The sequence below is a fragment of the Kitasatospora sp. NPDC085464 genome (assembly GCF_044541955.1).
Classification (GTDB): Bacteria; Actinomycetota; Actinomycetes; order Streptomycetales; family Streptomycetaceae; genus Kitasatospora.
Window position 1 is genome coordinate 52,382 of record NZ_JBITTM010000032.1, and the last position, 25,471, is coordinate 77,852.

Consider the following 25,471-nt stretch of genomic DNA (forward strand, 5'->3'; position numbering starts at 1 on the left):
GGAGACGGGTGGGCGGCACCGGCGGCTCCGGTGCCGCCCACCCGGCCGTTCGACCAAGGGGGACCCGCCCGTGCACAGCCGTCTCGTGCCCGACCCGGTGGCGCTCGCCCGCCTCCCGCTCCTGGCGGCCAACGGCCCGAAGACCGGCGGGCTGATCACCGAGGGGCTGTTCCTCGCCTCCCGCGACCTTGACGCCGCCTCCGGTGGCGCGCTGGCCCGGGCCGCCTACGCCCTGCGCGCCCGCACCCGCACCACCCCCAACGGCGTGTGGGCCGCCGCCACCACCGCCCACCTGGCCTCCGGCGAGCCGGTTCTTCTGCTGGGCGAGGAGCACCGCTGCGCCACGCTCCCCAGCCCGGCCTGGCTCGCTGCCGTCGCCGACCATGCCCTCGACCTCCCGGACGGGCTCGACCAGCTCCGCCTCTTCGCCAACCCGACCGCGCTGCAGCGCGGCGCGGTGCTGGAGGTCGAGCACCCGGGGCCGGACGGCACCGCGCAGCAGGGCACGGCCCGGGTGACCGAGGTGTCCAGCTGGCTGATGCGCGAGTGCGGCCGCAGCGGCGGGGCCCCGGCCGGGCAGATCGTCAGCGCGGCGCTCGCGCGCTGGCCCGGCGCCGATACCGCCGCCGTCCGGGGCGCGATCACCGCGCTGGTCCGCACCGGCCTGCTCCTGACCGACCTCCTGCCCGCCGACCTCACCCGCGACCCGCTCGGCCACCTCGCCACGAAGCTCCCCCCGGCCGCCGGCCTTCGCACCGCCGTGCTCGACCTGCGCGCGCTGCTCGCCGACGCGGACCGGCACCGGCCCGGCGCCCCGGAGCGTCTGCCCCTCCTGCACGCCGCCCGGCGGGCGGCCGACGCGATCCACCCCACCGAGCGCCCGCTGACCTGCGACACCATCGCCGAGACCCACCTGCGCCTCCCGGCCACGGTGGGCAAGGAGGCGGCGCGGACCGTCGACACCCTCTGGCGCATCGGCCACCGCACCGCGCCGCTGCAAGTCTGGACAGCGCGGTTCCGCGAGGCGTACGGGTCGCACCGCCTGGTCCCGCTGCTCGAAGCCGTCGACCCGGCCATCGGGATCGGTCCGCCCGGGCCGGAGGACGCGATCGGCGCCCGCTCCGACCTGGACGACCGCCGCACCCAGCTCCTCCTCGGGATGCTGCTCGCCGCGACCGCGCGCGGCGAGCACGAGGTGGAGCTGACCGAGGAGATGGTGGACGCGCTGGCCCACCACGGCGAAGGTCGCCCGCCGCGTACGGCCGAGGTCCACGTCCGGGTCCGGGAGGACGACGGCGGCCGCCTCGCCCTGGCCATCGGCACCCACGCTGCGCAGGATGCCGGGTCGGCCGCCGGACGCCTCTCCCGCTACCTGCCGAACCTGGCCGCCGAGCAGCAGGCCGGCAGCGATCCGGTGCTGGCCGAGATCGTCTGCCGCCCCCTCACCACCAGCACCGGGGCGCTGGCGGTGGAGAGCGGGCGGACGGCGTACCGCATCCCGGTGGGCCTGCCCCTCACCGATGCCCGGGACCTCGACCCCCGCACCCTGTACGTGACCACCACTCCGGCCGGTCACCTCACCCTCTACTCTCCCGGCCTCGGCCGCGCGGTCCGGCCGGTGCTGCTCAGCCGGATCACCCGCGCGCTCCTGCCCCCGGCCGCCCAGCTCCTCCACCTGCTCGGGCACGCGGACGAGAGGCCCTGGCACCCCTGGTCCTGGGGCCCCGCCGCCCTCGCCCCCTACACCCCCCGGGTCACCTACCGCTCCACAGTCCTCGCCCCCCAGCGCTGGCTCCTCCCCCAGGCACTCCACGAGCTGGTCGACCACCGTGACCGCTGGCACGCCCACCTCGCCGACTGGCTGGCCCGTCCCACCATGCCGGTCCCGCAGCAGGTCGTGATCGAGGAGAGCGACCGACACCTCCCCATCGACCTGGCCGACCAGGACCATCGCGAACTGCTGCGCCGTAGTGTTCGCCTCGGCTGCCGCTCCGTCAGCGAGGTGCTGCCCGGCCAGCCACCGGTGCACGGTCCGGATGGCCGCCACCACCTCGAACTCGTCGTCGCCCTGCGCCAGCAGCACCAGGCCGAGCAGCCGGTTCGCCTCGACCCCCGCACCGCCGCCCGGGCCCGGGTGGCCGACACCACCCTCCCCGGCGGCACCTGGCTGTCCCTCGCCCTGCCCGCCCCGGTCCGGCACCAGGACGCGATCCTCACCCAGCTGCCGATGTACCCAGTCAAGTTGTTCTACTGGCTGCGGTACGCCACCCCCGAACTCGGCCCCCACGTGCGCCTGCGCTATCACGGCGCCCCCGAGCTGCTGGCCGAGGTTCAGCAGGGCCTCGCCGGCCTCGCCGAGCTGCTGGCCGAGCAGCACCTGACCACCGGCCACCTTGTCACCGCGGCGTACCAGCGCGAGACCCAGCGCTACGGGGGGCCCGAGGCGATCGGTGCGGCCGAGAAGGTGTTCGCCGCCGACTCCGTCCTCGCCCGCGCCGCCCTCTTCGACCTGGACGACGACCAACGGCTCATCCTCGCCGCCCACACCGCCGCTGCCATCGCCCGCACCCTCAACACCCCCGCCGCCGCCCGCCCCCGTCCCCTCCCGGCCGACCTGCGCCGCCGCCGCGAAGCGCTACGTGCCGAATGCCGCACAGCCACCGTCCCCCCAGAGCTCACCGACCCGTGGAACACCCTGCTGACCGCCCTGAGCGCCTACCGGCCGCACCTCGCCGACGAGGTGGCACCACTGTGCGCCTCCGACCTCATCCACATGCACTGCAACCGCCTCCTCGGCACCGACCGCACCCGCGAGCAGCTGGCCCGCTCCCTCGCCGCAGACCTCCTCCACACCGCAGACCTCGCCCGCCATGCCTGACCCGCTCGTGCTGGTCGAGGAGACCGTGGCCGCCGTCCTCGACCCGGAGCAGGCGGCCGCCGGCCTCACCCCCGGCGCGGCCGCCACCCTCGCGGACGGCCTGCCCGGCACCGCGCTGCTCCTCGCCGTCCTGGCCGATGGCGACACCACGCTGCTCGACGCCGCCGCCCGGCACTGGAACGCCGCTGCCCGGGCCGTCGCAGGCGCCCGCCCTGACGGCATCTACTCCGGCCCCGGCGCCCTGGCCGCCTCGCTCATCTATGGCAGCGCCTACCTCCCACATCGGCGGCGCCAGCACGAAGCCCTCGCCGGAGCCGCCGCGTGGCTCTGCGCCCGCGCCCAGGGTCTCGCCGAGCACCAGGCCGAGCGGGTCCGCGCGTGCCGGCCCGGCACGGTGTGGGCCGTCTACGACACCATCAAGGGCCTGGCCGGGATCGGCCGCACGCTCCTCGCCGCTCTGCAGCTCGGTCTTCCGCAGGCCGAGCCGGGGTTGACCGCCGCGCTCACCACCCTCACCACCCTGATCACCACCGCCGACGAGGCGGGCCGGCCCGGCTGGTGGGTCCGCGCGGAAGAGCAGTCGCTGGCCGTCCCCGGCACGCTGCCGCCCTCTGGCACCGCCAGCACCGGGGCGGCGCACGGCATCGCCGGGCCCCTCGCCCTGCTCGCCCTCGCGCACCAGGCCGGCAGCTCCGTCCCCGGCCAGGAGACGGCCATCGCCACCGCGGCTCACTGGCTCCTCAACTGGGCCGCGCCCGGCCCGTCCTGGCCCCCGTACGTCAGCGGCGACGACCTCGCCCAGCCGCCGGAAGCCGAGCGTCTGGCCGTCGCCCCGGGCCGCCGCGACGCCTGGTGCTACGGCACCCCCGGCATCGCCACCGCCCTCCACCACACCGGCCGGGCGCTCAACGACCCCACCCTTCTTACCCTGGCCCGCTGCGCCCTCGACACCCTCGCCCACCGCCCGCCCGCCACCTGGGACACCACCGGCCCGGGCCTCTGCCACGGCAGCGCCGGAGTCCTCGAGGTAGCCGTGCGCCTGAACCACCGCCCCCTCGCCGACGCGGCCGCCCGCCACACCGCCGCCACCTTCCACGAGGCCAAGCCGGGCACCGGCTTCCTCACCGGCCGGGCCGGAGCCGCCCTCGCCCTGGCCACCCGCCGCCAACCGGCCAGCCAGCAAATCCAGTGGGACGGCCTACTGCTGACCAGCTGACCACCGCACCATCAAGAGCAAGAGGAGCAGCAACATGCAGGACACGGACCAGCCCAGGGAGCTCGACCTCTTGGAGACCATCGAGAAGATCACCGCGACGCTCGACCGCGTGACCCCGCTGACGCGAGACCTCGAGGTCGTGATGCGCCTCGGGAAGATCTCCGAGGAGGTCGGGGAGGTGCACGAAGCCCTGTCGCGCGCCCTCGGCCACAACCTGCGCAAGGGCCATGACCCGGAGGGCTGGACCAAGGTCCAGAACGAGCTGTGCGACGTCGTCTTCACCGCGCTGATCGCCCTCACCACCGTCAGCGACGACGCCCGGGCCAAGCTGCAGGAGCGCCTGGCCTTCGTCGCCGACCGTACGCTCAGCCTCGCCTGAACCCCTGCCGGCCTGGCCGCTCGCTGACGCCCCCTGCGCCGTGCGTCAGCGAGCGGCGTGCCCCAACCCCCTGGAGGAGACCCAGCCCGTGGAAATCACCTGCGCCACCGTCCCCACCCCCGGCACCCTCGGCGACGACTACGCGCTGACCGGGACCAACTGGGCCGTCGCCCTCGACGGCGCCACCGCCAACAGCATGCCCACCGGCTGCACCCACACCGTCCGCTGGTACGTCCAGCAACTCGCCGCCCACCTCGGCCTGCAGCTGGCCACCACCACCGCGCCGCTGCCCGAGGTGCTGCGCGCCGCGATATCCGGCCTGGTCGCAGTCCACGGCCGGACGTGCGACATGACCTGCCCGGACAGCCCGTCGTCCACCGTCGCCATCGCCCGGGTCGACGGGGACCAGGTGGAGCTCCTGGTCTTGTGCGACTCCCCGATCCTCGTCCTGCACACCAACGGCGACGTGCAGGTGGTCACCGACACCCGCACCAGCGCGCTCCCCGGCTACACCCCGGCCGACCTCAGCGAGTTGCGCAACACCGACCGGGGCTTCTGGGTCGCCTCCACCCGGCCCGAATCCGCTGACCGCGCCGTCATCCTTACCCTGCCGCTGGCCGAGGTCTCCGCCGTCGCGGTGCTGACCGATGGCGCCTCCCGCCTGGCCGACCACTACGGCTGGTCCTGGGAGCATCTGATGAAGGCGTTGCTTGACCTCGGCCCCCGGGCCGTCATCGGCCTGACCCGCGAGCAGGAGGCGGTGAAGTCGCCACCGCGTGGCAAGCAGTACGACGACGCCACCGCCATCGTGATCCGCCTGCCCCACCCAGCCTGACCTGCTCCGGCGTGTCCTGGCCGGTTTGTCCGAGCCGCGTCCCACCATGAGCCCCATGAGTGACAAGGAAGTAGTACGCGGTCCCCTCGTCAACGACCCACCGCCGCACCAATCCGGCTCGTTCGGCCTGGTCGAGTCGGCCGTCACCGGCCTCGTTGGCCTCGGCGGCCTCGCCGGGCTCGGAGCCGCTGCCAAGGGCACAGCGGACCTGATCCGGACCGGTATCCAGGAGCGCGGCCAGACCAACCGGACCCGGATCGAAGCGGCCCGGGACATCCAGGTAGCGCAGATCCAGGCGGGAGTGGACCACGCCCGCGTCCAGGCCGGACAACCGAACCAGGGCTAACGCCAGCTCAGCCCGCTGGTCACCCTCCGGGCAGCAGCTCGGACAGCGTGGCCGGCCTCCGGAGAGGATCAGAACACCCCGCAGAGATCATTCGCCAGCGGGCAGGATGCGATCAGACGGGTGGAGTCCGTCACCGGGGTGGTATCGGTGCTGCTCGTCCCAGAAGCCGTCCGTGCGCCATGCCATCACCGAACGCAGGACGTGTCGGTCCCGCCGGTCCTGCGGCGGGTGAAGGCGTTCGCGCAGGCCCGTGCTGTACCCGAGCGTCTCGAGGTGCAAGGCGATCTCTCGGGCGCCGGCCATCCACTCACCCAGGACGTCGGCGGTGCAGTTGTCCTCCCAGGCCGCTCGGGAGAGGGCCATCTGGGTGTTGGGGAAGAACATCACCGTGGCGTAGAAGGTCACCCCCTCCGGCCAGTCGTCTGGGTGCACCGGGTAGGTCGAACTGAACGCCGCCCGCTGTGGCTGGCCCCCCTTCGGCTGCGGCGGGTGGAGCCGGTGGCCCTCCAGGTCCCGGCCGAGGTGGACTGCGGCGTTGTTACCGCGCAGGAACAGGCCCTCGGTGCGCGGCGGGTCCGGCAGGCCGGTGTAGTGCTTCCGGTCGATGGTCAGGGGCCACCGGTCGGTGATCTGGTGCATCGTCATCTCGCCCAGTGTGCCCGGCTTAGCTGGGCGGTGGGCCGCTTTGTCCGAAGTAGCTACTGGTCGTTCCGATTCCCGGGCTGGTCTGCTGAACCTGATGCCGCTCCCGATCAAGAACGCGGTGCTCGACGCGATCCAGGCAGGAAGCCTCACCACCCCCGTGGCGTAGCCGGTTCAGCTCGTCGCGATCCGATCGAGGTAGTACGGGACGTACGGCGGTGTCTGGAGCTGGGCGGCTTCGGCGAACGGCACCCACGCGATGCCCTGTCCCTCGTCTCCGAGCCGGATCGCGTCCTTCGGCCCGGTGTAGACCGCATGGAGGACGCGGGTCATCGGCGAGACGCGCTCGTGCCGGGGGCCGGGCAGCGGCCGCACGCCCGCAATGGTGATGCCGGCCTCCTCCAGAACCTCGCGCGCCGCGGTCTCCTCCGGCGTCTCGTCGCCCTCGCGCCAGCCTCCAATCGGAGTCCGGAATCCAGGCCAGGCGATACCCGGCTTGTCGTCGCGATGGTGCATCAGCAGCTCACCCTCGGGGGTGGTCACGAACACGACGATCCCCTCGAAGTCCTGGTGTTCCGGGGCCGGGCGTTCAAGGTAGAGCACGGTGTCGGAGCGGGCGGCGCGGGCCACCTGCAGCATCTCGCGGTACTGCTTCGGGACCATGTGGTCGCGCCAGTTGTAGTCGGTCTCGAAGCGCCACTCGATGTGCTCGCCCGGGTCGAGAACGATGCCGGCCTTCTGCTCCTCGGTGATCGTGCCGCCGTCGAAGACCCAGCCGATGGAGGGGATCGGCCGGGTGGCGTCGGTCTCCTGGTAGATCATCGCGATCAGCTTCTGCCGGGCGATCAGCTCGGGGTTCACTTCCCTCAGATCGAGGCCGATCTCTGCCTCGGTCTTGCGCAGAGCAGTGGCGAAGGGGCTCTTCCCGTGCTCGACGTTGCCGCCGGGTGAGTCCCAGCGGTCGCTGTCCGCCGCTTTACGCAGCCAGAGAGTCCGTCCCTCGAGGTCGCGCAGCAGGAAGCGGGCCCATACGAGGGGCCAGGCGACGACACACCCTTCGACACTCTTTGAGTTCATACAGTCACTGGACGCAACAACCGGACCGCTGGTTCCCCGGCTCAGGCAGTAGCGCTGACGGTTTGGCAGTGGTGCGGCGCCGCTCGTTCGTCGTCAACGCACGTCAGTCCAGGCGCCGCCCGCCGGTAGGTACCGGCGGGCGGCGCCATTTCGGGCGGAGCCGTACAGCGCCTCAACCGCTTCCTGGCTACGGCAGACCATCTGGGAACCCAGTCGTGGCCCTACCGGCGGGTACCCCCCACCCGGGCCGATCTACTCGGTGAGCAGGCCGGCGCTCACCTGCCAATACGCGGCGGGGTCGCGGGAAGCCAGCGCCCGGGCGATCTCCGGCAGAGCGTGCGAGCGCAGGCCGGGGATCAGGGCGAGGGCGACGGTGCCGCCCCGGGAACGGGCGAGGGTGGTCCAGGGGAAGAGGCCCGGGCCCGGGTGCATCACGATGCTGGCCGGACCCTCCTCGGCCAGCAGGGAGAAGACCACCCGGCCGTCCGCCTCCACCGACCACCGGGTCTGCGAGTCCGCAGCCCGCGCGGTGGTCCCGTTCGGGGCGAAGGAGTGCCGGGCGGCGAACTCCTCCACCTCCGCCCTCGGCACCGACCCCTCCACCACCATGGCGAGGATCGGGACCGGGCCGCCGCCGTCCGGATCCGGCGCCGCCGTGCGGACCAGCGCGGCGCAGGCCGGCGCTCCGCTCATCTCGAAGCTCATCGTTCAGCCGTCCGTTAGTGGGGTGAGGGTCTTGCCGGTGAGGTCGACCGTCCTGGTGAACGGCGGGTAGGCATCCTCGTCGCCTAGGCCGAGGGCCCAGCGGGTGGTGCCGTCCTCGAAGTACTGCCGCTGGAGGGTGTAGTTGCTTGCGGCCATCTTGAGGAACCGGGTGACGGCCTCGGTGTACTTCGGCTGCGAGCGCGGGCCCTGCGGATCGTGCGGGCGGGCCATGCGGGGATCGGTCAGCAGGGTGGAGAGGGCGGCGTGCCAGCGGCCCAGGAAGGCGGCGTGCTCGCGCAGTACCTCCGCCGGGTCCTCCGCGTCGTAGTCGGGCAGTTCGTTGTAGGCCAGGGCGAGCGGGTAGGAGGTGTAGAACTCCTTGATCGCCTCCATCTCCGGCTCGGTGAAGAAGGGCGCGTGGTACTCGCAGAGGCTCAGCGCCCCGGCCCACGTCTCAGGGAACCTGTACTCCAGTTCATCCATGGGTCTGACCCCCGCTCAGTCGTGGTCGCCGAAGTCGTCCAGCGGCTCCGGCCGCCCGTACGCCCTCGGCGCGCCCGGGTCGGCCGGGGCCGCCCAGACCATGCGCAGGCGACGGGGACCGTCCTGCACCGGCATGTAGCGCGGCATGTCGTCCGCCCAGTGCTCGCCCCAGGTGGACAGGCGGCCGCCGCCGTTCGTCGGCACCTCCTGCTGGCCGACCACGAAGGCCAGCGACTCGGTGCGCTCCTGGCCGTCCCAGGGCCCGCCCTCGTACACCACCTGCCGCACCTGCTGCTCCGCCGGCTCCACCACCTCGGGCTCCTCCTCGACCGGCGGGGCCGGGGGGTTGGCCGTGACGGCGGCGAGAAGCTGCGGCAGTACCGTCTCCGGCTCGCCGGAGGCCACCCAGCGGTAGGTGACCCTCCGGCCGACCTGCCGCACCATCACGAAGCCGTCGATCACCCCAGCCTGGCGCCGCCGCTCGGCCATGATGACGTGCCCCGGCTCCTCTCCGGCCCGCCCCGTGCTGGGGATGTCGTTGCCGAGGTCGGGGCAGCCGGTGAAGACGTAAGTCCACCCGCCCGTGACGACCTCGTACGTGCGACCGCCGTCGCGCGGGCCGGGCACCTGCGCCGCGCTCTCCTGCTCCGCCTCGAACTGAGCGCGGGTCAGCCGCCGGCCTTCCCCCTCGGTGCAGCCGCAGGGCATCCGTACGAACTCCATGCCCTGGTGGAACAGGGCCTGCGTACCGTCGCCGAGGAGCTGGTCCAGCTCGCCCCAGGCCCTGGCGGCCTGGACCTGGTCCATGCTCACCCCGCGCGCCTGCGCCCGCTTCTGGAGCTCGGCATGCCCCTGCTCCGCGGCTTCCTCGTTGATGGCCTGCGCCCACCAGAAGCGGCGCCCCCGGCAGGAGTAGCAACGCTCTTCCGGGTCCTCGCCCCGCTTCTCCGCGTCGAGATCCAGCAGCTCCTGGTAATCCTCAATCTCGCTCGGGTCGTCCGTGGCGTGATCGCCGGGCAGGCACCGCGTCTCGTGCTCGGCGCGGCCGCACCCGAAGCAGGTGGTGCAGGCGGTGTCCGCGATGAGGACGATGCCGCTGTCCGTCCGCTGCTCGTACTGCGTGGAGCCCAGGCCGGCGCCGTGGCAGGCCGGGCAGGGGTCGGCCCCGGCCAGTACCGGGGCGGGGAAGTCCACGATGAACAGGGTGTCGCCAGCACTGTCGTCCGTGCGCTTGGCGTGCTCGCCGCGCTCGTACTCGGCCTTCACCGCGTTCATCGCGGCCCGGTACGGCACACCGGTCTCGGCCATTCGCTGCCGCACGGCAGCCTTCAACGCGCGGTTCTTCTCGCCCATTGGTCCAGCCCTTCGCGTACACCGGTCCCGTGACCCGGGTACGCCGATGATGCGAGGGCGACCGGGAAGACTCTGAGGTGGCTGCAGATCCCGCTGAGCGTGGTGGGGGCCGTCATCGCGCGTCCGGTCACGGGCCGGACGGCTGAGCCCTGGCCTACCGCAGCGGTCGGCCGACAGCACTTTAGCGCACGGTCGTGCGGGGGAAGGGGTGGTCACGCGAACTCGTCACCCCGGCGCGTACCCCGGCGCCGTGTTGACAGCGTGATCCGGCGTACGGCGGCCGGACGGCCCGTACCCCTGGACGGTCACGTTGCCCTGCTCGGCGGTGGGGTGCCGCGTATGCGGCCTGCTCGACCCGGTGGCGACCGCGAGCTCCGCGAGTTGCGGACAGGCGGCTTGGCCTGGCAGCAACAGGCCAAGCCCCCGAAGGACCACGTGCCGGCATCGGGCTTCAGCGAAGCCGTGCCGCACTCAGTCCGAGAAGTGGTCGATGATCGCAGGGTGACCTTGCCGTTCCGTGGTTGAGACCGACGGGGAGAGGATCTTGAAGGCTTGCCTCCAGCCGCGGTCAGCGAGTGTCAGGCGCGTCTCGGCTGGCAGGAGTAGCGACAGACGCGCAGCGCTGGTGTAACCGACCTTCTCGTAGAACGAGGTCAGTTCCCGGCCGTGACGCAGCGTCAATGCCTGGTATCCGGCCTCGCGGAAGCTTTGTTCGGTCTGCTGCAGCAGAGCACGTGCGATGCCCTGCTGCCTCGAATCCGGACGGACGGCCAGGACCTGGACTGTCGCGAACCGGCGGATGAGTTGATGCCGGAGGACTCGGGGTGCCTCCGTCATCCATTTGGCCAGTCCGCAGACCGCGAGGCCGACTTGCTGGCCGTTGGGTCCCTCGGCGATCAGGAAGCTGACTCGGCTGTGCGACAGTGCTTCGCCTTCGGTGGCTTGGAGAGCCTGCTGCATGCCGTCGAGGACAGCGGACACCTTCTCGGCCGGTTGTTGAAGATCGACCAGGGAGACCAGTGCGGCGACAGCGTCTTTGTCAGCGACGGTCGCTGGCCGAAGTCGGATGTCGGTGGTGGAGGGAGGGGGTGCGACGTTCACGCTTGTTCCTGTGTGAGTCATGGCGAGGTGCTGCAGGCGGTTCAGGAGGACGGGGTGAGCCTGGGCTGCCCAGCGAGGGCGCGAATACGGGCGCGGATCTCGTCGGCAGCTGTGCCGTGCAGGAGCGTGGGTCCGTTGCTTGTGCAGGCTGCACGGACGACCTGGTCGGGCCCCTGCTCCCTGCACAGGGCAGAGACGTGAACTGATATGTCGCTTATGCGCAGGTGTAGCTCAACGGCCAGGTCCTTGACGGTGATGTCCATGGCGTCCTTGGTGTTGTCGCGTGTCTCGAAGATGCTTGATGCATCCAATTTAGTGTCTAGGCGCGTATTAATCTAGCTTTTTCCTTGCCGCCAGTTCTTCGGGTTGTCACCGCTTCCTGGCGTGACGTGTGCTGACCACGGGGCCTCGCCTCTCACCGGGTCCGGGCGGCAACCGCGGACCGTCGCGGACCGCCGCGACGTAGGTGGCTGGGCGCGGCGTGCTCCGCCCCCGCACCCGTGGCCAGCGCCTTGGCTGCGCTGGACCAGCCCCCGGTCGAGGGCCTGAGCCGCCGGCTCCGGTGGCAGGGCCGTGGCCGGCCCCGCCACCGGCCCGCCGCCTCACCGGTCGGGCCGTGGACGGCCCGACCTGGCCCCCGCCCATCGAGACAGTGGCTTGCCCCCGTTCGGGCGGGTCTACCTTCCGTACGGACTGGACCATCCGCAGCACTTGCCGATAACCGCCTTGGGTCACCGTCAGATCGCGCCGATAAGAGATCCACAGTCCGCGGGCAACGCTCCTGGGGAGGAGAGACCAGTGAAGGCCAGGATGAGTGCGAGCAGCACCAATGCTGGCCGAGAAGCACGGGTCCCAGCCATCCTGCTGAAGGAGCGCGGAGAGGGCCCCCTGGGGCCCGTGTCCGGCGGCAGCCGGACCTCCGCGATCGGCGCGGTAAGCCCAGCCAACTACTCGGGTCCCGTTCGACGGGGAGCAACCAGGGCTGCGGAAGCGGCAGGCGGCGCGGTGGCTCGCGCGGGCGCGCCCGCGCGCGTTTAGAGGAAAAGAGAGCGAGCAGCTTCCCACTGCTCTGACCTGCAAGAACGCCGAAGCCGTCGTCGTGGAATCACGACACTCCAACGCCGGAGTGTCGTGATGACATCAACACTTCGCGCCCCGAGTTGCTCGTACAGGCAACTCGGAGGCACATCGGGCGACGCTCGCGCAGGGAGCATTCCCCGCCCGCCCGCGGCCGTACCGCCCCGAAGCCTCTGCGGGCTGAGACATAAGGAAAAGAGGGATTTCCCTCTGCAGTGTCCTGACCTGCGTAAACGCTCAAGTCCATGTCGTGGAATCACGACATGCAGGCGCACAGCACTGCTGGCATGCTCGCATCACGATGGGCTCGCCCACTCAGAGTGGTGGGATCTCGGGAGGGGGTGTCGTGATTTCACGACACCGAGTTGCCTGTTCTGGCAACTCGGCGGTGAAAGTGTCGTGTTGCCACGACGCCTCAAAGTCCGACTCGCCGCTACGGGCAAGTCGACTGTACTTGGCAGGCAAGTCACGCTAAGTTGCGGATCACCCGCGCTGTGAAAGGCCGCCTCATGCCCCGTTCCGCCGCCCAGAGCTCTCCGGAGCCGCAGCCTGCCAAGTCGAAGTCGTCCCCAGCCAAGGAACGACCAAGCCTGGAGTCCTTGCTCGCGCAGGCCGTAGCCTCCACCGCGCGAGAGCACCTTCCCCGCGAGAAGCGGCCTGTGCGGGTCGTCACCGAGTTCGAGTACGCCAGGCCGCGCGCCCCCCACAAGATGATGGGCAAGCGCGGATGGTCAGTCGTCTCGAACGCGTTCCTCTCCCAGGTACTGGCCCCCGTCATCGCGGCGAAGGGCATGACCCCTACCGAGGTCGCGGTTCTGCTGTACTGCATGGGCGAGCAGGAGGAAGGCATCCTGGTCATCAGGACCCAACAGGCACTCGCCGACTTCCTGGTGCTCCCCAGGAGCAACGTCTCGGCCGCGCTCACCAGGATTGAGAACTGGCACATGATCCGCCGCGATAAGTCGGACCGGACGATGTACCAGGTCAATCCGACCCTGTGCTTCAAGGGGAACGGAGATGCGCAGCAGGAGATGCTTGATGCTGCGATGCTGATGCGGTTGAGTCCGGGAGACTTCCCGGACCTGGTGGTGCCGACGCCGAAGCCCCGAAAGCCCCGGGCGAAGAAGGAGCAGCAGCCATGATCATGAGGACTGAGGTGCTCGGGCACATCCGGACCCTGGGGCTGCCCATCTCGGCCCGCAACCTCTTCGACCTCCTGACCGAGGTCCAGCAGCCTGGCGGTGCGATCCCGGAGTCCCAGCAGGAGCTGGCCGCCACGCTGGAGACCAGTCCAAGCGTGCTCTCCAGGGCCATGCGCAGACTCTGCGAGCTGAACATCGTCCTGCGCACCACCCGGTACAAGTACACGCTGCACCCGCTGGTGGCCGGCTACGAGACCGAGAACGACATGGAGACAGCGATCACCGACGCGCTCCAGCAGATCGCAGACGGCGAGCTTCCCCCCATCGCGGCACAGCCGTCGAAGAAGCGGCACTTGGCGGCGGTCAGCTAGCAGACCGCGCTCCCACCAAGCTGGGCCAGCGCGCGGTCGCCGGGGAGGCATACCGGACCGCGAAGGGCTGGACCACCGAGCGCCCAGCACCCCGCCCGGACCGAGGCGCGGAGGAGCGGGCCGCGGATGGTCGGCCTCCACACCGTCGAGATGCGAGTGAGCGCTGGCAGTCGTGAAGCGTCGAGCGGCGAGCCGTTGAACCGGTCACCGCCGGTGTCAATCTGGGGGAGGACGCCAGGCATGCAGAGCCTGCTCGACGCAGAGGCGGAAGCCTCCCTGATCGCCTACGCGAAGTTTCTCGCCACCTTCAACCGCACCCTGGCGAAGTCGTCCTTCCGCTGGCAGAACGTCGCCGAACTCGTCCTTGCACAGGGACGCCTGCACACCCCCGCACCACTGCCCGGCCACATCGACCTGCTCCAGCCCCGGCGGTGCTTCCTCAACTCCGCATGGACGGCCGCCGAACACCACCTGCTGTACGTGGAGGGCTGGGCGGTCCCCGCCGGATTCAACCTCCAGCTCGAACACGCCTGGTGCGTCACCCCGGACGGCACCGTCGTGGATCCCACCTGGGAGGTGCCCGGCACCGCCTACTTCGGCGTGCCGATCCTCGACCGCGACCTCTGGCCGGGCCTCGCCGGTTGTGAGGCGACGCTGTTCGACATCGACTACATGACGGACCTGCTCCACGACGGTCTGCCCGAAGGCGCAGTCGCCGACATCGGCCGCCGGCCCCCGGCGTGAACGACTGCCCTGGATACTCGCGCGCGCCGGGTCGTCACCCACGTGCGCCCCTTGGCAGCGGTGAAGTTCTCTGAAGGCCCCGCCACGGCCTGCACCGTGCTGGGACGATCACCGTGACCGAGAAGGATCCCGGAGCGGGGGCAACCGGGATGAAGCAGCGGGAGGGGCAGCGTGAGCAGTGGGGGGAACGCCCTGGGCAGTGACCCGGGCGAGCTGGTGGAGGTGCTGCACTGGAACGTCCAGCACGGCTGGAAGATGGCCGAGGCCCTGGCGTACCTGAAGCGCCGGGAGCAGGACAGCGGCCGCAAGGCCGCGGTGATCAGCCTCAACGAGGTGCAGCCCGGCCAGGGCGAGGAGATCGCCAAGGAACTCGGGATGCTCTACTTCGCGCCGGCCTCGCCGCCGGGCGTCAGCGAGCAGGACAGCAGGGTCCGCAACGGCAACGGCCTCTTCTTCGACCCCGACGGGCCGATCGTCCCGGACATGGAATGGGAGCAGCACTGGACAGGGCTGTGGCATCCGCCGGTGGTCGTTCCGGCCCGGGTGCGGGACCGTGACGGGAACCTGAGCGAGCGGCAGATCTTCTTCGGCTGCGACCACGCCTGCTACTGGAACCCCGAATTCAGGTTGGCCGAGGCCCGGTTCTGGGCGGGCGTTGTGGTGAAGGACCTGCGCCTGGGGCACATCGACGCGGACTTCAACGCGTGGGTTGTCGGCCGGGCGCCGTTGTCGATGGACGGCATCGCTGACCGCAACTACGCGGGCAGCCGGTCGGTGAAAGACGCCTCCGGCCGGTGGGTGGCCGACACCCAGGCCGACGAAATGCTGACCCGCCACGGCTGGGTGTACGTCCACGGCTACGCCGCGGAGCACCTCGGATGCCTCGGTGCGGACGGGGCGACCTCCGGACACGGCCCGGACAAGGAGCGCCAGGCCGTCCCGCAGGACGATCTGCCTCCCGGAGGCCTGTCGGCGATCGACCGGACGTACGTCACCGAGGAGCTGCTGCCCGCGGTGGCCGGTGCCGAGCTGGTGGTGACTCCGGAGGCCGACGCGATCTCGGACCACCGGCTTCGGGCGACGTTCTACGTCCTCGACCGGCTGGTGACGATCACCAACCGGTCGGTGAAGCTGGTCCGCCACTAGGAGCTGCCGCGCCTGGCAGGCTAGCCTCAGTGCCTCGTCCCGACCGCCAGCCTCGCCGGGACGAGGCACTGAGTGGCTGACGCCGGTTGCTGGCGCGCGTAGGGTGGTCGCAGGCCGCCGGTACCGGGAGGGATCCATGACAGCACAGGCGCACGACTACCCGCTGGGACCCATCGACCGGCCCCGCACGGTCGGGGCGATCCGTCGTGCCCTGCCTGCCGAGCTGCGCCCGGCGTTCCAGACGGCGCTGGACGAAGCTGACCCGGCTGACTTGTTCACGCTGGTCGGGCAGTGGGCTGCGCTCGCGCAGACCGCCACCGACGCCGACATAGACGCCGCAGCGGCCGCGGTGCGGACGGGTAACGCCCCGGTGCACGAGCTGGGCGAGGTCTTTCCCGCGCTGGCCACCTGGTGACCGCCAGCCGCTACAAGGTCGTGCTCACCGACGCGGCCCGCGAGCAGCTGCGCGCCTTGGACGGCGCTGAGCGGCTGGCTGGAATCCCCGGAGTGCTGAGCCGCGAGGCACTGCGCGCACTGCTGGCCGGCACGGTGCTCGGCGAACTGCTGGCTGGCCTAGAGGACGTAGCAAGCGATCCCTTCGGCGGCCTGTCTCTCGCCCGGACTGCGGACGGCGAAGACGACCGAGTCGCGCTGATCGGCACCTTGGCGGTCACCTACATGGTCAGCCCCTCGACCCGGCCGCCGGTTGTGACGATCACCGGGATCCGCACGCCGAAGGTGGCCTGACCCGAGCCGATCACCTCGATTGCCAAGCTCCTCGCGGTGAGTCCCGGCACCTTCTACAACCACATCCCCGGGCTGATCCTGGCTCCGGGGGCGGCCCAGCTTGAACCGGCGCACGCTGGAGATGTGGCCGAGGACCGGAACGCCGAGCTTGCCGCTCTTGCCCGCCAGGCCGCGGCTGTCTCGGGCGGCCTGAGGCTGCTGGTCGAGCGGATGGGCGATGTCGGCTGGCGGATGCAGGACTACAGCGACGAGGACCTGCTGAACGTCGCCTCCGCCCTGCGCGGCACCGCGATCCTGATCGCCCTCGACACCGGCGACATGGACCTGTTCCACGAGCTCACGGGCCACCGGGTGCACGAGGTCCACGACGCCGAGAAGTGGCTACGGGAGCACGGCGGAGGCGACGACCGGTCGTTACCCGGCCGGCCCGGGGCGGTCTTCCCGGCCGCCGGGGATGACCCGCAGGGCGGGGCCGGCGGGGGCGAACTCGCCGAGTCCGAGAGCGGCGTCGCGGCAGTTGGCGATCAGCTTCAGCAGCCGGTCGGTGTCGCCGGGGAACGGTGGCGGCTCGGTGCCGGGGACGACGGGCTGGAGGATCGCCGCGGCGAGCCGGACGGCGTGCAGGGCGGTGGTCGCCCGCGGGTCGATGCCGTCGACGGGACCGACGTGCCGCAGGGCGTCGAGGCGCTTTTCCAGCTCCAGCAGCATGTCGTAGACGGGAACGTATGCCGGGTTGCTCCACTCCCCGCTCACCGCGCCTCCTCCTGGCCGGCCGGGTCGGTGTCCTCGATGGGGGCTCTGGTCGGCTCCGCGTTGTTGGTCCAGGTGCCGAACGGGCCGGGTCGTCCGGGTTCCTCGGCGCCGAGCAGCATCGCGCCGCCCTTCATCCGATGCGGACTGGGGATCACCGGGAGACCTCCTCGCGGTCGGCGGCGGTGGGCGCGGCGTGCAGAGCGACCGGTCGCTCGCGTAGCTCCAGGTCCGCGGCTCTGAGCGGGTCACGGGCCGGTGGAGCCGGAATGGCGGCAGAGTGGCGATCGGGGGAGGTCTTTTCTCTCCGCCCGGCGTCGGGGGACACTGATCATGCCCGCCGTGATCTTCCGGCGTCGTCGCGGGCGCCTGTCAGATCCGGCTGGTAGGCAGGATGTGTGGGGACCTCGGCGGTAGTTGCGTCAAGGTCCCCACATTGCGTCTGCTGCGCTGTTAGAGCACGTCGCCGGTCAGTCGCGGGTCGCCGGCATCGATGTTGCTGAGGAAAGCACTCCAGGCCTCAGGAGAGAAGCTGAGGGTCCCGCCCTCCCGGTCCTTGGTGTCCCGCACCTTGATGCGACGCCCGGTGCCGATCGGGCGGCCGACCTCGACGCAGTTGCCGTTCTGGCCACCGCTGTAGCTGGACTTGTGCCAGACGACTTCCTCGTCGGCGCTCCGGTCCAGGGGATTGCCCATGTCATGCCTTTCAGGGATGGGAAGGTGTGCCCGACTCCTAGCTGGAGAGGGCGTCGTGCAAGTATCGCTGCGCCTGAGCAAGGTGCGTCCCTTGAGCCCGCAGGAGGTCAAACTGCCTCGTGTGACGGGCGAGAGTGGCCACGTCATCGCTGAACGACCGGCTGACCTCGTAGTACACCACCCCGTCGTCGGCGGCCTTGGAGAAGGAGTAGAGAACGAACGGACCATCGGTGCCCGGGTTGTATCCCGTGTCGTAAGGCACGATCTGGATGGTGATGTTGGGCCGTTCGCACAGGTCCAAGAGGTGGCGGATCTGTCGGTCCATCACGTCCGGGCCGCCGATCGGCGTGCGGATCGCGCCCTCGCCGAGGATCGCCCAGATCTGCGGCGGGTTGTCCCCGTCCAGCAGCAGCTTCCGCTTCGCTCGGCTCTCCACGGCCTGGTCGAGCGGGAGCGGGTTGTCCTCCTTCCAGATGAGCTGGCTCCGCTCGAACAGGGCTCCGGTGTACTCATCGGTCTGGAACAGGCCGGGAACGATCAAGGGCTCCCACGTGCGGATCCCGGAGCCGAATCGGCTCATCTGCTCGGCTTCCACGACGTAGGAGTACGACGGTTGCAGACTGCCCCCGTAGGTGGTCCACCAGCCGCGCTGCTTGCCCATCTTGGCAAGCTCGATCAGCTCGGTGCGCTCCTGGTCGTCCGTGATCTCGTAGACGTCGCAGTACGCGCGGACGAGCGGCACGGTGATCAGAGTGTCGCCGGTCTCGTGTCGCATGACCGTGTAGTCCGCGATGTCGAGCTTCTGGCCGACCTGCTCCCTGCTGAGCTTCAGCGCTTCGCGCCGGCGTCGGAACTTGTTACCGAGGACCTGTCGGAGGAAGGGTGGCAAGTCCTGCGTCTTCTTCGCCCTTGCTGCCATGTGCCCGCCCCCATCGTTGACTGATGTGTCATCAAGTGTGGTCCACCGAGTGATCAAATGCCAGTTCGCAACTATGTAGTTCTACATCTGACGCTCTATTGCATTCTGCTCTCGGGTGCGGGAGTGTGTACAGCGCACTCACTGGTGGTGGCTCAGGTCACACGGTCAGTGATCATTGCCGTGCTCTCCACGGGGGTCATCCATGTCACCTGCACAGCACGCCGCCTTACCAGGCGATCAGCGGCCAAGGCAGTCCCGCACGCTGCCCACCCGCGTCCGAGCGGACTTGGAGTCCGCCCTCGCGCGGGGAGGGTCATCGCCCCAGGCGAGTACCGGATCGCGCATGCGTGCGTTGCGTCCGTCAGCCGACATCGGCACCCGGAGGACCATCATGCTTTCGGTAGGTTTAACAACTGCAGTGAAACACAAGGCAGTTGGGGCAGCGCGGCATCAGATGGTGCTGGAGCTGCGCCGTGCCGGTCTCCACCTCGAGGAGGACGAGGCCGACACGGTGCAGCTTCTCCTGTCGGAGCTGCTGACCAACGCGATCGAGCACGGGTTCGGCGGCGAAACCGAGGACCCGGACGCCAAGCTGAAGGTCAAGGCGGAGCTCCGGAGCGACACCGGCCGTCTGCGGATCTCCGTGACCGACCCCGCGCCCGACGTGCCGCCCAAGGCGCGCGACGCCGGCCCGGACTCCACAACCGGCCGCGGCCTGCTCCTGATCAACCTGTACGCCGCCGACTCCGGCTACGAGGCGTTGGCGGACGAGAAGACGACCTGGTTCGAAGTCGCTCTCTCCCTCGCCCAGGACCGTCCGGACGACGAGACGGCCGACTCGGGGCCCCTCACCTCCACCGAACAGCAGCGACAGCAGGCGGCGCAGCGCGTCGCGGTACTGGACGCCTACCGCCGGGTCAAGGAGGAGCGCCCCGCACCGTGGATCGGCACGATAGGAACGCGCCGACGAGGCGTCATCGGTGATGACGGAGCAGCAGCGTGAGCCTTCGACTCACAGCGGTGTACACCCCGCTGCCCAGGATGTGGCGCTCGCCGGGCCGTGCCCAGCACACCGTGCAGGCATGGCGACGCCGAACGGACCGGACCATCAACCAGAAGCTGGTGATGGCAGCGGAGCCCCGGAGCAAACGAGTGACCGACGACGCCCGGCCCAGCGCTGCGGCTCTCCTGGGCCTGATCGCAGGGTTGCTGCAGCACGTCATCGGACAGCAGGTGCCGCCGGTTCGCTGCCGGTGGCCGATATCCCGGCCCCAGCGCGTGGAAGCGCCGCCAGGCCCCTAGAACGGGCGGGGCCACCAACTGCGCCGGTGGCCCCGCCGCAAGACCCGGCGGCCGGTTGTGCACTTCCCGGCCAGCCGCCGGGGCCCATCCCCGCCGCTTCGGCGGGGGCGCGGCAGAGCAGCGCACCAGCTTCGTTTCGGGGCGCCAGGCTCACCGCGCACTCCGGGAGCACACCCCGAGTGGGTGTCCCCTCCCCCGGCCCGGCCTCGGTGAGGAAGTGACGAGGCCGGCGAGGTGCCAGGACGGCGGAATGTCGGCCCCGGTCTCGCACGACCTGAGGCGAGGGGTCCGCGGTCCTCGGCACCGGGCTGGTCAGGGTCACAGCCGTTGGCCCTGACCAGCAGCCGGAAAGCCCGGGCAGCCCCCGGGGCGGTCCGCGCCCTCGTCGTTGCGCGTCCCCCCGGGAGCCGGAGCCCCACCGTACCGCCGCGATGGTCCCACTCGGGGCCCGATCGCGGCATCCCGCCGCTGACCGGCTGGACCCCCGGTGCACTGCGCCCGGCCGGTCAGCGGCACCCAGAACGCGACGGCAGCGGAATCCCGCCTGGTGTCTCCAGGAGCCGAGAGAGGAAGAAGACCCATGGTCCGGCGGTTACCCGCCTCGCGGGCGTACGGCGATCACTCCGAGCTCCGCCGCACCGCTCAGCAGCCCGGCGGCGCACCGACCCCGGTGAAGACTCGGACCAGGCCTGCCCCCACCGTTGAGGAGTTCGTCCGAACGATCCTCCCGGGGATCGCCCGCGCGGTGTGCATGGGAATGCCTCTGCCCCAAGACGCTCCACCGGAGGTACGGCAAGCCGCCTGGCAGCTCGCGAGTCTGCTCCACCGCGCGCAGGACGACGCCCGACAGGACCTGCTGGCCAGCATCAGGCCGCTGCACGCCGTCCTGACCGAGCAACGCCGACGCCTCGACCAGCGGCACGCCGACGTCACCGACTCCGAACAGCTCAAGGACGTAGTGGCGATCGACCACGCCAACGCCATGGCGCTAAGGGCCTCCCGCCGCGCCAGCGTGCTGGCCGGTGCCCCCTGGCCCCAAAGCCGCGCCAACGCGGTGACGCTCCTGGAGGTCGCGCGGGGCGCCCAGTGCGCGATCGCCCACTACCAGCGCGTCCACATCGGCCCGAGCGACGCTGCCCTCGCCGTGCCGGGTGCGGTGGTCGAGCCACTGCTCGCGGCGATCGCCGAGCTGCTGGACAACGCCGCGCGCGCCGCGACCCGAGTCAACGGGGCGGCGACGATGACAGTCGAACGCACCGCGCAGGGCGGCGCCGTGGTGACCATCACCGATCCCGGCCCCGGGATGGACGACCTCACCCTCGCGCAGGCCCTCACCCTGCTGAAGCTCCGACCACCGCTCCCCACCCCGACCAGCAGCCGGCCGCTCGGACTGCGGACCGTCGCACTGGCCTGCGCCACAGGCGGCTTCCACGCCGAACTGGCCTCCGTTCCGGGGACCGGCACGCGCGCCCGCCTCTACCTGCCCGCCTCTGCCGTCGAACAGCCCCCACCCGCACCGGCGGCCGAACCCGGTACGCCGCTCGTCTCCGCCTCCGTTTCCTGAAAGTCGAGCACCCGTTGTCCCTCTTCTCGCAGTCCGGCCCCCGGGCCCTCGCGCCCCAGCAACTGGCCGACCTCGTCACCGGCATCCCCGGTGCCACCACCGCCCTGCAGGTCAGCCCCGACGGGCTCGTCCTCGCCCACTGGCCCGAGCGCCCCGCCGACGTGATCGACGGCCTCGCCGCCGCCGTGACCGGTCTGGTCTCCTGCGCCCGCGGCTGCGCCCCTGGCCTGGCACCGACCGCGCCACCGGCCCTGGACCACAACGTGTCGGTCTACAAGGACGGCTCCCTGCTGCTCTTGATGGTCGCGGGCGACAGCTCGCTGCTGGCCCTGGCCGGGACCGGCGAAGCCCCCTTGGGCGTGATGGAGGAGAAGCTGGGACATCTGGCCGACTCCATGACACCGGTCTCCGCCGGAGCGGCCTGACGTCCCGGCCGCCCGCCGGCCTGCCACCACGGGCTTTGTCCGACCCACGCCGCCGACACCCCTCCGGCCGGGGCGCCGGAACTCTTGCACCGCGTCGACGTGCCGCACCACGCCTCCGGCAGACAGCCGTACCGGCCCAGCGCCACGTCTCCGCTGCGGCCCAGCTCCCCCTGCCCACCTCCGTAGCCGCCCCGCAACGCGTGCACCCACCCACCCGTCAGATCGGACCCCCATGGCACCCATCGAGGACCACGCACTCATCGGCGACATGCACACCGCCGCCCTCATCCGCCGCGACGGCGCCCTGAACTGGCTGTGCCTGCCCCAGTTCGACTCCCCCGCCGTCTTCGCCGCCTTGCTTGGAAGCGACGAGCACGGCTCCTGGACGATCTCCCCCACCCCGACCTCCGACAGCGCCGGCTCGCTCCGTGCCGACCGACGGCGCTACCGCGGCAACTCGCTGATCCTGGAGCAGGAGTGGGACGCCCAGGGCAGCACCGTGCGGGTGATCGACTTCATGCCGCCGCGTCAGCTGCCCGCCACGCCGAACACCCCGGTCGTGATCCGCATCGTGGAAGGGATAGCCGGACGCGTCCGGATGCGCTCCAGTCTGCGAGCCCGCTTCGCGTACGGCCGCATCCTCCCCTGGTTGCACCAGATCACAACCGCCGACGCCACGCTGCGCACCACCGCGGTCGCCGGCCCCGACTCCCTCTGGCTCGACACCCCGGCCTCCACCACCCCCGAACAGCTCGCCGAGCACGAATTCACGGTGGCCGCAGGTGAGCGGGTCACATTCGCGCTGACCTGGCGGCACTCCCACCTGGCCCCGCCGGGAGTCCCCGACTCGGAGGCCTCGCTCGCGCTGACCGAGGAGTTCTGGTCCGACTGGGTCTCCCAGTGCACCTACCAGGGCCCCTACCGGGACGCGGTGGTCCGCTCGCTGATCACCCTCAAGGCGCTCACCTACGCCCCCACCGGCGGGATCGTCGCCGCACCGACCACCTCGCTGCCCGAGGACATCGGCGGCGAGCGCAACTGGGACTACCGCTACACCTGGCTGCGCGACGCCGCGATCACCCTCTCCTCGCTGCTGCGCACCGGCTACCGGGAGGAGGCCCGGGCCTGGCGCGAGTGGCTGCTGCGCGCGGTCGCGGGCGACCCGGAGAACCTGCAGATCATGTACTCCATCACCGGTCAGCGCGAGCTGAACGAGTCGGTGCTCGACTGGCTGCCCGGCTACGAGGACTCGGCCCCGGTCCGGGTCGGCAACGGCGCGGCCAGCCAGCTCCAGCTGGACGTCTACGGCGAGGTGGTGGAGGCGCTCTACCTGGCCCAGATGACCGGCCTGGGCCGCAGCGACCACGCCCACCTGCTCCAGCTGCGGCTGATCAGCTACCTGGAGGAGCACTGGAAGGCCCCCGACGAGGGGATCTGGGAGGTGCGCGGGCCGCGCCGGCACTTCGTCCACTCCAAGGTGATGGCCTGGGTCGCCGTCGACCGGACGATCAAGCTGATCGAGCAGACCGAGACCGAAGGCCCGCTGGAGCGCTGGCGGGCGCTGCGCGAGGAGATCCACGCGGACGTCTGCGAGAAGGGCTACGACCCCGAGCGCAACACCTTCACCCAGTACTACGGCGGGCACGAGCTGGACGCCTCGCTGCTGCTCATCCCCCAGGTCGGCTTCCTACCCGCCGACGACAAGCGGGTCATCGGCACCATCGAGGCCATCCAGCGCGAGCTCTCCACCGAGGACGGCTTCGTGCTGCGCTACCCCACCCACGACGAGTCCGGCAACAACGTGGACGGTCTCTCCGGCCATGAGGGCGCCTTCCTGGCCTGCTCGTTCTGGCTGGCCGACGACCTCGCCATGATCGGCCGGGTGCAGGAGGCCCGCGAGCTGTTCGAGCGGCTGCTGTCGCTGCGCAACGACGTCGGCCTGCTCGCCGAGGAGTGGGACCCGCGGCTCAAGCGCCAGGTCGGCAACTTCCCGCAGGCCTTCAGCCACGTCTCGCTGATCGACACCGCCCTGCGGTTGGCCGCCTGCGTGGGCGTGATTTCGGGCTATGACGTGCGTGAGAACGCCTTCGGCCTTTCCGGCCGGACCGACACCAGGACCGTGACGGTGGCGGGTGTGGCCCGGTGAGCACGATGACGACTCCGCCGGCGGCCATAGCGGGGGCGCCGCTCATGCCCGCGGCTCCGCGCCTGGACGACCGCGATCTTCGGCTCATCCGGTTCGTCCTCGCCCCAGGGCCGAGGGCTGGACGGCGTGCCAAGGCAGGTCTGCGGGTTGAGGATCTTCGTGGCGCCGACCAGAAGATCTGCGACTTGCTCGGCGCGCAGCACCTGCCCCAGGCATCGGCTCTCGCGGCCGCTTACAGGCTGGTCGCGGCTCCCGAGATCGGCTTGCCGACCAGCCTCGGTGCTGGCCTGCGCATGCCGCCGCGCGTACGCAGGGCACTGGAACTGCTCCTGTCCGGCCTGACCGACGATCAGATCGCGGACGAGCTCGAAGTGGCCCGCGACACCGCACACGGCTACCTCACCGAGGCGGTCCAGGAACTGGGAGCCGGCCGTCGCCCGCAGGCCGCCTTCCTCGCGGTGACCTGTGACCTGGTCCCGCTCTCAGCGATCTCGCCGCTGTTCCCCTCTCTCGTGCTGTCCAAGGCGCCCAAGTCGTCTGGAGATCGCTGCGATGTCTGATCCGCAGATTGTCCTTGCCGACGGGCTGAACGGCCATCTATGTGAGGAGCTCGCCGCCCTTGCACAGCATTGCATCGCCGGGTTCAGCGACGACCGCCCGGTGAGCTCTTCGCTGGTGCGCTCCCGGCTGACCAACGCGTTGACCGGGGAGTCTCCCGTGCTGGCGGTGGCTCGTGATGGTCAGGAGATGGTCGGCTGGTGCGCGGTGCGCCGGCCTGAGCCTGGCGAAGCGCGGGCACGTCTGTGGGGACCGGTCGTCGCCCCGTCGGCCCGCCGAACCGGGCTGGGCACGGCTCTGCTGGACACGGTGGTTGAAGCGGCCCCGTGGCCGTTGATGACCACGGACGTCCCGGCCGACCGGGACGGCGCCGCTGACTTCTTCCTCCGGTCGGGCTGGACCCCGCTTGACACCATCACCGTGCTGCACGGGGCACCGGCTGACAGAGCATTCGACGCCGTCACCGCCGAGGGCGTCGAGGACCTTGACGCCTACGTGGCGGCATCGGCGCGGCAGTTCGGCTGCCACGAGCAGGCGTTCGCCCGAGCCACGCTGCAGCGGTGGCGGGACGACGCCCGGTTCCAGGCCCGGAACCTGCTGCTGGACCCGGCAACCGGATCGCTCCTGCTGGCCCTGGCCCAGCGCAACGCGGTGGGCAGCGAACTTCTGCTCGCCGAGGTCTGGGCCGCGACGCCGGAGGTCAGCCGAAAGCTGATCACCGCGGCGCACACGGCGGCTGCCGCCCAGCACCTGGCCACCGTACGGGCCGTGACCCGGCAGGGCCCGGCTGACTTCGTCGCATGCGGCATGCACATCACCGGCCGCTGCGCCACCTTCACCCTTCACCGATGACTCCCGCTTCGCCCGAT

At 71.0% G+C, this 25,471-nt stretch carries 27 protein-coding genes; 17 read left to right on the plus strand and 10 right to left on the minus strand.

All coding sequences use genetic code 11. The features are described from left to right. Positions 1-70: 70 nt before the first annotated feature. The 5 genes from ACIGG8_RS27115 (at position 71) to ACIGG8_RS27135 (ending at position 5,654) form a co-directional block, all read left to right on the plus strand. Positions 71-2,878 (plus strand): lantibiotic dehydratase, encoded by a 2,808-nt coding sequence (locus ACIGG8_RS27115; protein ID WP_396551422.1) that lies wholly within the window; start codon positions 71-73, stop codon positions 2,876-2,878. Beyond that, complete coding sequence (locus tag ACIGG8_RS27120; protein WP_396551423.1) at positions 2,871-4,094, plus strand: lanthionine synthetase LanC family protein; 1,224 nt, start codon at positions 2,871-2,873, stop codon at positions 4,092-4,094. Before ACIGG8_RS27115 ends, ACIGG8_RS27120 begins: the two co-directional genes overlap by 8 nt. Positions 4,095-4,128: 34 nt before the next feature. After that, the gene (locus tag ACIGG8_RS27125) at positions 4,129-4,473 is read left to right on the plus strand and encodes a MazG-like family protein (RefSeq protein ID WP_396551424.1); all 345 of its coding nucleotides are present in this window, start codon (positions 4,129-4,131) and stop codon (positions 4,471-4,473) included. Positions 4,474-4,561: 88 nt separating this feature from the next. Beyond that, positions 4,562-5,308: a protein phosphatase 2C domain-containing protein gene (locus ACIGG8_RS27130; RefSeq protein WP_396551425.1), complete on the plus strand. Its 747-nt coding sequence runs from the start codon at positions 4,562-4,564 to the stop codon at positions 5,306-5,308. A 55-nt stretch (positions 5,309-5,363) separates the two neighbouring features. Beyond that, a complete protein-coding gene (locus ACIGG8_RS27135) occupies positions 5,364-5,654 on the plus strand; it encodes a hypothetical protein (protein ID WP_396551426.1) in 291 nt (96 codons plus the stop codon). 87 nt (positions 5,655-5,741) lie between these two features. On the opposite strand, the gene ACIGG8_RS27140 is transcribed toward ACIGG8_RS27135, so the two are convergent. From ACIGG8_RS27140 to ACIGG8_RS27165, 6 genes are all read right to left on the minus strand, one after another. Next, positions 5,742-6,299 carry a hypothetical protein gene (locus tag ACIGG8_RS27140; protein WP_396551427.1) on the minus strand — a complete coding sequence of 186 codons (558 nt, stop codon included), beginning with the start codon at positions 6,297-6,299 and terminating at the stop codon, positions 5,742-5,744. A 171-nt stretch (positions 6,300-6,470) separates the two neighbouring features. Continuing rightward, positions 6,471-7,373 carry an NUDIX domain-containing protein gene (locus tag ACIGG8_RS27145; RefSeq protein WP_396551428.1) on the minus strand — a complete coding sequence of 301 codons (903 nt, stop codon included), beginning with the start codon at positions 7,371-7,373 and terminating at the stop codon, positions 6,471-6,473. 252 nt (positions 7,374-7,625) lie between these two features. After that, positions 7,626-8,066 (minus strand): hypothetical protein, encoded by a 441-nt coding sequence (locus tag ACIGG8_RS27150; RefSeq protein ID WP_396551429.1) that lies wholly within the window; start codon positions 8,064-8,066, stop codon positions 7,626-7,628. A 15-nt stretch (positions 8,067-8,081) separates the two neighbouring features. Then, complete coding sequence (locus ACIGG8_RS27155; protein ID WP_396551430.1) at positions 8,082-8,561, minus strand: hypothetical protein; 480 nt, start codon at positions 8,559-8,561, stop codon at positions 8,082-8,084. A 15-nt stretch (positions 8,562-8,576) separates the two neighbouring features. Continuing rightward, positions 8,577-9,914 carry a hypothetical protein gene (locus ACIGG8_RS27160; RefSeq protein WP_396551431.1) on the minus strand — a complete coding sequence of 446 codons (1,338 nt, stop codon included), beginning with the start codon at positions 9,912-9,914 and terminating at the stop codon, positions 8,577-8,579. Between the two features lie 471 nt (positions 9,915-10,385). Further along, entirely contained in the window at positions 10,386-11,015 is a 630-nt protein-coding gene (locus tag ACIGG8_RS27165) for a GNAT family N-acetyltransferase (RefSeq protein WP_396551432.1), read from the minus strand. Between the two features lie 1,676 nt (positions 11,016-12,691). On the opposite strand from ACIGG8_RS27165, the gene ACIGG8_RS27170 reads away from it, so the two are divergent. From ACIGG8_RS27170 to ACIGG8_RS27195, 6 genes are all read left to right on the plus strand, one after another. Next, positions 12,692-13,234, plus strand: coding sequence for a MarR family transcriptional regulator (locus ACIGG8_RS27170; RefSeq protein WP_396551433.1), 543 nt, complete (start codon positions 12,692-12,694; stop codon positions 13,232-13,234). Further along, a complete protein-coding gene (locus ACIGG8_RS27175; protein WP_396551434.1) occupies positions 13,231-13,605 on the plus strand; it encodes a hypothetical protein in 375 nt (124 codons plus the stop codon). Before ACIGG8_RS27170 ends, ACIGG8_RS27175 begins: the two co-directional genes overlap by 4 nt. Positions 13,606-13,845: 240 nt before the next feature. Further along, positions 13,846-14,349: a hypothetical protein gene (locus tag ACIGG8_RS27180; protein ID WP_396551435.1), complete on the plus strand. Its 504-nt coding sequence runs from the start codon at positions 13,846-13,848 to the stop codon at positions 14,347-14,349. 171 nt (positions 14,350-14,520) lie between these two features. Then, positions 14,521-15,495 (plus strand): hypothetical protein, encoded by a 975-nt coding sequence (locus ACIGG8_RS27185; RefSeq protein WP_396551436.1) that lies wholly within the window; start codon positions 14,521-14,523, stop codon positions 15,493-15,495. Positions 15,496-15,631: 136 nt separating this feature from the next. After that, the gene (locus tag ACIGG8_RS27190; RefSeq protein ID WP_396551437.1) at positions 15,632-15,910 is read left to right on the plus strand and encodes a hypothetical protein; all 279 of its coding nucleotides are present in this window, start codon (positions 15,632-15,634) and stop codon (positions 15,908-15,910) included. Then, positions 15,907-16,242 carry a hypothetical protein gene (locus ACIGG8_RS27195; RefSeq protein ID WP_396551438.1) on the plus strand — a complete coding sequence of 112 codons (336 nt, stop codon included), beginning with the start codon at positions 15,907-15,909 and terminating at the stop codon, positions 16,240-16,242. Before ACIGG8_RS27190 ends, ACIGG8_RS27195 begins: the two co-directional genes overlap by 4 nt. A gap of 414 nt (positions 16,243-16,656) precedes the next feature. On the opposite strand, the gene ACIGG8_RS27200 is transcribed toward ACIGG8_RS27195, so the two are convergent. From ACIGG8_RS27200 to ACIGG8_RS27215, 4 genes are all read right to left on the minus strand, one after another. Continuing rightward, positions 16,657-16,995: a hypothetical protein gene (locus ACIGG8_RS27200; protein WP_396551439.1), complete on the minus strand. Its 339-nt coding sequence runs from the start codon at positions 16,993-16,995 to the stop codon at positions 16,657-16,659. After that, a complete protein-coding gene (locus ACIGG8_RS27205; RefSeq protein ID WP_396551440.1) occupies positions 16,992-17,150 on the minus strand; it encodes a hypothetical protein in 159 nt (52 codons plus the stop codon). Before ACIGG8_RS27205 ends, ACIGG8_RS27200 begins: the two co-directional genes overlap by 4 nt. A gap of 295 nt (positions 17,151-17,445) precedes the next feature. After that, positions 17,446-17,688, minus strand: a complete 243-nt coding sequence (locus tag ACIGG8_RS27210) for a DUF397 domain-containing protein (protein WP_396551441.1) — start codon at positions 17,686-17,688, stop codon at positions 17,446-17,448. 37 nt (positions 17,689-17,725) lie between these two features. Further along, positions 17,726-18,607, minus strand: coding sequence for a helix-turn-helix domain-containing protein (locus tag ACIGG8_RS27215; RefSeq protein ID WP_396551442.1), 882 nt, complete (start codon positions 18,605-18,607; stop codon positions 17,726-17,728). A 343-nt stretch (positions 18,608-18,950) separates the two neighbouring features. On the opposite strand from ACIGG8_RS27215, the gene ACIGG8_RS27220 reads away from it, so the two are divergent. The 6 genes from ACIGG8_RS27220 (at position 18,951) to ACIGG8_RS27245 (ending at position 25,454) form a co-directional block, all read left to right on the plus strand. Next, entirely contained in the window at positions 18,951-19,610 is a 660-nt protein-coding gene (locus ACIGG8_RS27220) for an ATP-binding protein (protein WP_396551443.1), read from the plus strand. A 1,056-nt stretch (positions 19,611-20,666) separates the two neighbouring features. Further along, a complete protein-coding gene (locus tag ACIGG8_RS27225; RefSeq protein ID WP_396551444.1) occupies positions 20,667-21,473 on the plus strand; it encodes an ATP-binding protein in 807 nt (268 codons plus the stop codon). A 14-nt stretch (positions 21,474-21,487) separates the two neighbouring features. Then, on the plus strand, positions 21,488-21,898 hold the full coding sequence (locus ACIGG8_RS27230; RefSeq protein ID WP_396551445.1) for a roadblock/LC7 domain-containing protein: 411 nt from the start codon (positions 21,488-21,490) through the stop codon (positions 21,896-21,898). Between the two features lie 232 nt (positions 21,899-22,130). Then, positions 22,131-24,044, plus strand: a complete 1,914-nt coding sequence (locus ACIGG8_RS27235; protein ID WP_396551446.1) for a glycoside hydrolase family 15 protein — start codon at positions 22,131-22,133, stop codon at positions 24,042-24,044. Next, on the plus strand, positions 24,041-24,604 hold the full coding sequence (locus tag ACIGG8_RS27240) for a hypothetical protein (RefSeq protein ID WP_396551447.1): 564 nt from the start codon (positions 24,041-24,043) through the stop codon (positions 24,602-24,604). The genes ACIGG8_RS27235 and ACIGG8_RS27240 overlap by 4 nt, the downstream gene beginning before the upstream one ends. Then, entirely contained in the window at positions 24,597-25,454 is an 858-nt protein-coding gene (locus ACIGG8_RS27245; protein WP_396551448.1) for a GNAT family N-acetyltransferase, read from the plus strand. Before ACIGG8_RS27240 ends, ACIGG8_RS27245 begins: the two co-directional genes overlap by 8 nt. Positions 25,455-25,471 lie beyond the last annotated feature (17 nt).